We start from the raw sequence: 6,206 nt of genomic DNA, 5'->3' as shown, positions 1-6,206 counted from the left end.
ACGATAACCAACTGGCGATGTTATTCACCCTGGCCAACCTGTTTCGGGTGGACCAAATGATACGTCAGTGGGAGAGATCTCAGTAAAAACCGGAAATAACGCCAGAAATGGTGGAAAAAATAGCCTAAATAGGCTGATTCGATGTGTTTGCGGGAAAAAAATCGGCCCAGATCCGCGAAATTTTAATCAGCGAGTCAGCTTGGGAAGAAATGACCTGCTTATTCGCACCTTCCATAGCAGAAAAAAACGGACAAATTATTAGCGCTGGCTCGCATTTCTCCTGTTTATCGGCAATTAATGTTCCATAAAGGAACAAAAATTCTTTTCTACGTTCCGTTATGGAATCAATTTTGACGGCATTTTATTTTGCGCCCGCTCAGCCAGAATCACTACATCGCCGGGCTACCCTTATAGACAGGCGACCTCCCCCTACCCTACGGAGCATAAACAATGAAAAAACTGATTAACCGTGTGGAAGATGTACTGAGTGAACAGCTTATCGGCCTGGCGAAGGCGCATCCTGAACTGACGCTGCACCAGGACCCGGTCTATGTCACCCGCGCTGATGCACCGGTCGCCGGCAAAGTGGCGCTGCTCTCCGGCGGCGGCAGCGGACACGAACCGATGCACTGCGGCTACATCGGCCAGGGCATGCTCTCCGGCGCCTGTCCGGGGGAAATTTTCACCTCGCCGACGCCGGACAAAATGTTCGAATGCGCGATGCAGATTGACGGCGGCGAAGGCGTCCTGCTGATTATCAAAAACTATACCGGCGACATCCTGAATTTTGAGACCGCCACCGAGCTGCTGCACGAAAGTGGCGTTAAGGTTACCACCGTCGTGGTGGATGACGACGTGGCGGTAAAAGACAGCCTCTATACCGCCGGACGCCGCGGCGTCGCCAATACCGTGCTGATTGAAAAACTGGTCGGCGCCGCCGCCGAACGCGGCGACTCGCTGGAAGCCTGCGCTGAACTGGGCCGCCGTTTAAATAACCTTGGTCACTCGATTGGCATCGCGCTGGGCGCCTGCACCGTACCGGCCGCCGGACAGCCCTCCTTTACCCTGAAAGATGATGAGATGGAGTTCGGCGTCGGCATCCATGGCGAGCCGGGTATCGACCGCCGCCGCTTCAGCTCGCTCGACCAAACCGTCGATGAGATGTTCGATACCCTGCTGGAAAACGGCGCATACAGCCGCACGCTGCGCCAGTGGGATAACGTCAAGGGAGCGTGGCAGGAAGTGAAACAGAGCAAAACCGCGCTGCAAAACGGCGATCGGGTTATCGCGCTGGTCAATAACCTCGGCGCCACCCCGCTTTCCGAACTGTACGGCGTTTACAACCGCCTTGCCCAGCGCTGCGAAGCGTCCGGCATTGTGATTGAACGCAACCTCATCGGCAGCTACTGCACCTCGCTGGATATGGCGGGTTTCTCCATCACCCTGCTGAAAGCGGATGATGACACGCTGGCGTTATGGGACGCCCCGGTCCATACCCCAGCGCTGAACTGGGGAAAATAAGGAGCACGACATGTCACTGAACAGAACGCAAATCGTCGACTGGCTGTACCGCTGTGGCGACATTTTCACCAAACAGAGCGATTTTCTCACCGGCCTTGATAAAGAGATCGGCGACGCCGACCACGGCCTCAATATGCATCGCGGCTTCAGCAAAGTGGTCGAAAAGCTGCCGTCGATCGCCGATAAAGACATCGGTTTTATTCTCAAGAATACCGGGATGACGCTGCTTTCCAACGTCGGCGGCGCCAGCGGCCCGCTGTTCGGCACCTTCTTTATCCGCGCCGCCCAGGTCACCCAGGCGCATCAGAGCCTGACCCTCGACGAGCTTTATCAGATGATCCGCGAAGGCGCGGACGGCGTCGTCAACCGTGGTAAAGCGGAGCCGGGCGATAAGACGATGTGCGACGTCTGGCTGCCGGTGGTGGAATCCCTGCGTCATTCCAGCGAGCAACATCTGTCTATCCCTGCCGCGCTGGATGCCGCCTGCGAAGTGGCCGAGCGCGCCGCCCACGCCACCATCACCATGCAGGCGCGTAAAGGCCGCGCCAGCTATCTCGGCGAGCGCAGCATCGGGCATCAGGATCCCGGCGCGACCTCGGTGCTGTTTATGGTTCAGATGCTGGCTGCCGCCGCCAAAGAGTAAGGAAATCGCGATGGTAAACCTGGTTATTGTTTCTCATAGCGCCCGGCTGGGCGAAGGTGTCGGAGAACTGGCCCGGCAGATGTTAATGAACGATGGCTGTAAGCTGGCGATCGCCGCCGGGATCGACGATCCCGACAGCCCGATCGGCACCGATCCGATTAAAGTCATGGAGGCGATCGAATCCGTCGCCGATACCGACCATGTTCTGGTGATGATGGATATCGGCAGCGCCCTGCTCAGCGCCGAAACCGCCCTCGATCTGCTCGATCCGGCGATGGCGGCAAAGGTGCGGCTGTGCGCCGCGCCGCTGGTCGAAGGGACGCTGGCGGCCACCGTCAGCGCCGCCTCCGGCGCCGGGATCGACAAAGTTATCGCCGATGCCATGAACGCCCTGGAAGCCAAGCGGGTTCAGCTGGGTTTACCTTCGCACACGCCTGACGCCGCCGCCCCAACGCTTGCTGACGACGGCGATGCTAAATCGGTTTCAGTCATTATTAACAATCACAACGGCCTGCACGTGCGTCCGGCATCAAAGCTGGTCGCCGCGCTGGCGGGTTTTAACGCCGACCTGGTGCTGGAGAAAAACGGCAAATGCGTCACCCCGGACAGTCTGAATCAAATCGCTCTGCTACAGGTGCGCCGCCACGATAAGCTGCGCCTGCTGGCCCGCGGTCCGGACGCCGATGCGGCGCTGGCGGCGTTTCAGGCGCTGGCCGCCGATAACTTCGGCGAGTCACCGGAGGCGCAGCCGACAGCGGAACCCGCCATACCTGCGCGTGTTGAAGGCGCCGCGATGCTTTATCCGCTGGCGCCGATCCAACCGGCGCTCCCCGCCGCCGCCGACATCGCCCGCGAGCAGCAGCGCCTGCGCCAGGCGATCGACCAGACGCTGGCCGATCTCAATGCGCTCACCGAGCTGGCGGAACACAAATTTAACGCCGATATCGCGGCGATCTTCGCCGGTCATCACACCTTGCTCGACGATGAAGATCTGTTTGATGCCGCCAACGATCGCCTGCTCACCGAACAGTGCTCGGCGGAATGGGCGTGGCATCAAGTGCTGATGGAGCTCAGCCAGCAGTATCGTCAGCTGGATGACGCCTATCTGCAGGCCCGTTATATCGATGTCGACGATATTCTGCAGCGCACGCTGCGCCATCTGCAGGGTATTAAGGAGACGCTGCCATTCGCCAGTGAGCCGACGATTATTATCGCCGACAATATTTATCCCTCGACTGTACTCCAACTGGATGCCAGCAAGGTCACCGGCCTGTGCCTGCGCGACGGCAGCGAACAGTCCCACGGCGCGATTATCGCCCGCGCGGCGGGGATCGCCTGGCTATGCCAGCAGGGCGAAGCGCTGAATGATATTCAGCCTGGCGAAGCCATCACGCTCGATATGCGTCTGCAACGTCTTATTCGTCGCTAAATCCACTTTGACCGTTACCACTCCGGGGGCCCGCCTCCGGAGGGTGAGTTTTCGCTTACTGATCAGGAACCACTATGTCTCAATTCTTTTTTAACCAGCGCGCCAGCCTCGTTAACGACGTGATCGAGGGAACCATTATTGCCAGCCCGTGGAACAACCTCGCCCGCCTGGAGAGCGACCCGGCGATCCGTGTAGTGGTACGCCGCGATCTGAATAAAAACAACGTGGCGGTGATTTCCGGCGGCGGCTCCGGCCATGAACCGGCGCACGTCGGCTTTATTGGTAAAGGCATGCTGACCGCCGCGGTCTGCGGCGATCTGTTCGCCTCGCCGAGCGTCGATGCGGTACTCACCGCGATTCAGGCGGTGACCGGCGAGGCGGGCTGTCTGCTGATCGTTAAAAACTACACCGGCGATCGGCTTAACTTCGGCCTCGCGGCGGAGAAAGCACGCCGTCTTGGCTATAACGTAGAGATGCTGATCGTCGGCGACGATATTTCGCTGCCGGATAACAAACAGCCGCGCGGTATCGCCGGGACTATTCTTGTGCATAAGGTGGCGGGCTATTTCGCCGAGCGCGGCTTCAACCTCGCCACCGTCCTGCGTGAAGCGCAGTACGCAGCCAACAACACCTTCAGCCTGGGTGTTGCGCTTTCCAGCTGTCATCTGCCGCAGGAAGCGGAAAGCGCGCCGCGCCATCAGCCCGGCCACGCCGAGCTGGGGATGGGCATCCACGGCGAACCGGGAGCCTCGACGATCGCGACCCATAACAGCGCGGAAATCATGCAGATTATGGTAGAGAAGCTGACCGCCGCCCTACCTGAAACCGGCCGCCTGGCGGTGATGCTCAATAATCTCGGCGGCGTGTCGGTGGCCGAGATGGCGATTCTGACCCGCGAGCTGGCCAACACCCCACTCCATGCGCGCGTTGACTGGTTGATTGGCCCGGCTTCGCTGGTAACGGCGCTGGATATGAAAGGCTTCTCGCTGACCACTATCGTGCTGGAAGAGAGCATTGAAAAGGCGCTGCTGTCGGATGTCGAAACCGCCAGTTGGCAGAAGCCGGTGCAGCCGCGGGCTGTTAATATCATGCCGTCCGCGCTCGCCAGCGCACGCGTCGCCTTTACGCCATCGGCCAACCCGCAGGTGGGCGATTACGTGGCGCAGGTGACCAGCACCCTCTCCGGCCTCGAAACCCATCTCAACGCGCTTGACGCCAAAGTGGGCGACGGCGATACCGGCTCCACTTTCGCCGCTGGCGCGCGTGCGATTGCCGCTCTATTGCAACGCCAGCAACTGCCGCTCAATGATTTACCCACGCTGTTCGCGCTAATTGGCGAACGCCTGACGGTGGTGATGGGCGGCTCCAGCGGCGTATTGATGTCGATTTTCTTCACCGCCGCCGGGCAGAAGCTGGAGCAAGGCGCCAGCATGGCGGAAGCGCTGAACGCCGGTCTGGGGCAGATGAAATTTTACGGCGGCGCCGATGAGGGCGACCGGACGATGATTGACGCTCTACAGCCGGCGCTGGCGGCGCTGCTGGCCGAACCGGATAATCTGCAGGCCGCTTTCGCCGCGGCGCAGGCCGGCGCGGATCGCACCTGCCAGTCGAGCAAAGCCGGCGCCGGACGCGCCTCCTATCTCAATAGCGAGAGCCTGCTCGGCAATATGGACCCCGGCGCCCACGCGGTGGCGATGGTGTTTAAGGCGCTGGCGGAACGCTAAGCCTCACCCGGTGGCGCTGCGCTTACCGGGGCGACATAACACCATTGAAAGGTAGCCCGGAGAAGGCGCAACGCGCCGCCATCCGGGTTTACCACACTGCCGATTATTTGCTATGCCAGTACGCCTGCGAACGCACCAGTTGCTGATCGATACTCGGCTCCTCAAAGCGCGCCAGCAGCGATTTCACCACGCCGCCTTCTCCGGTCAGCCAGATAAAATAATCTTCTGACGGCACCTTGACCTGAGCCAGCCGCTCGGCGACGAACGCCGGGTTGTGGCCTACCACCCATTCGATATTAAAGCCGTCGAGATCCGCCAGATAATCTTTATACGAAGCATCCGCGACGGTGACGATGGCCGTCACCTGCGGCGTCACCGGCAGCTGACGTAATCCCAGCAGGCGACGGCGCAGCGCCGGCATGCCCGACTCGTCACAGACATAAAGCTGCCAGGCGTAATCTTCCGGCACCACCAGCGAGCCGGGCGCACGCCCTCGCCCCAGTTAATGCCTTCGTCGGTCACTTCCGGCGGCGTAAATACGCTGCCCGCCTGCGGGAAAAACAGTTTGGTGTGGTCGTCAAAACCTTGTGAAACAAAGCCATCCAGCGCCTCGCCCCCCAGCACGATCCGCTGGAACGCCTGGCCGATACGCTCAACGCGCAGCACGGTTAATTCGCGAAAACGTAGTTCGTTACGCACGCGCTGTGGGTAGCGTGAGGTGTTTTTTGTCATTTTTTCGCCTTCGTGAAGATAATACGATATATCTAAATTTATTTTTAAATGATAATGATTGCTAATCAAAAAGATTGCAAGCACTTTTTTGATATAGTCAGCTTGAGATTAAACAGCTATCAGCAACCCATAAAAACCATTAATAATCATCAAATTA

At 59.4% G+C, this 6,206-nt stretch carries 6 protein-coding genes and 1 pseudogene; 6 read left to right on the top strand and 1 reads right to left on the bottom strand.

All coding sequences use genetic code 11. The features are described from left to right. The 6 genes from QQZ17_RS05825 to QQZ17_RS05805 form a co-directional block, all read left to right on the top strand. The coding region (locus QQZ17_RS05825) for a hypothetical protein (protein ID WP_002910498.1) at window positions 1–86 on the top strand (86 nt) is incomplete at its 5' end. Beyond that, window positions 68–262, top strand: a complete 195-nt coding sequence (locus QQZ17_RS26315) for a hypothetical protein (RefSeq protein ID WP_306292842.1) — start codon at window positions 68–70, stop codon at window positions 260–262. The genes QQZ17_RS05825 and QQZ17_RS26315, both read left to right, overlap by 19 nt. Before the next feature lie 188 nt (window positions 263–450). Continuing rightward, window positions 451–1,521, top strand: a complete 1,071-nt coding sequence (dhaK, locus tag QQZ17_RS05820; protein WP_020077889.1) for a dihydroxyacetone kinase subunit DhaK — start codon at window positions 451–453, stop codon at window positions 1,519–1,521. A 10-nt stretch (window positions 1,522–1,531) separates the two neighbouring features. Next, window positions 1,532–2,164, top strand: a complete 633-nt coding sequence (gene dhaL, locus QQZ17_RS05815) for a dihydroxyacetone kinase subunit DhaL (protein ID WP_007372179.1) — start codon at window positions 1,532–1,534, stop codon at window positions 2,162–2,164. Between the two features lie 10 nt (window positions 2,165–2,174). Further along, window positions 2,175–3,593, top strand: coding sequence for a dihydroxyacetone kinase phosphoryl donor subunit DhaM (gene dhaM / locus QQZ17_RS05810; RefSeq protein WP_032669181.1), 1,419 nt, complete (start codon window positions 2,175–2,177; stop codon window positions 3,591–3,593). Window positions 3,594–3,667: 74 nt separating this feature from the next. Continuing rightward, window positions 3,668–5,317 (top strand): glycerone kinase, encoded by a 1,650-nt coding sequence (locus tag QQZ17_RS05805; protein ID WP_032669180.1) that lies wholly within the window; start codon window positions 3,668–3,670, stop codon window positions 5,315–5,317. 103 nt (window positions 5,318–5,420) lie between these two features. On the opposite strand, the pseudogene QQZ17_RS05800 reads toward QQZ17_RS05805, so the two are convergent. Further along, window positions 5,421–6,049, bottom strand: a pseudogene (locus tag QQZ17_RS05800) (siderophore-interacting protein). Window positions 6,050–6,206 lie beyond the last annotated feature (157 nt).

The sequence above is a fragment of the Citrobacter sp. T1.2D-1 genome (assembly GCF_950098555.1).
In the GTDB taxonomy this organism is placed as follows: Bacteria; Pseudomonadota; Gammaproteobacteria; order Enterobacterales; family Enterobacteriaceae; genus Citrobacter_A; species Citrobacter_A telavivensis.
This window is presented reverse-complemented; position numbering and strand designations above follow the sequence as displayed.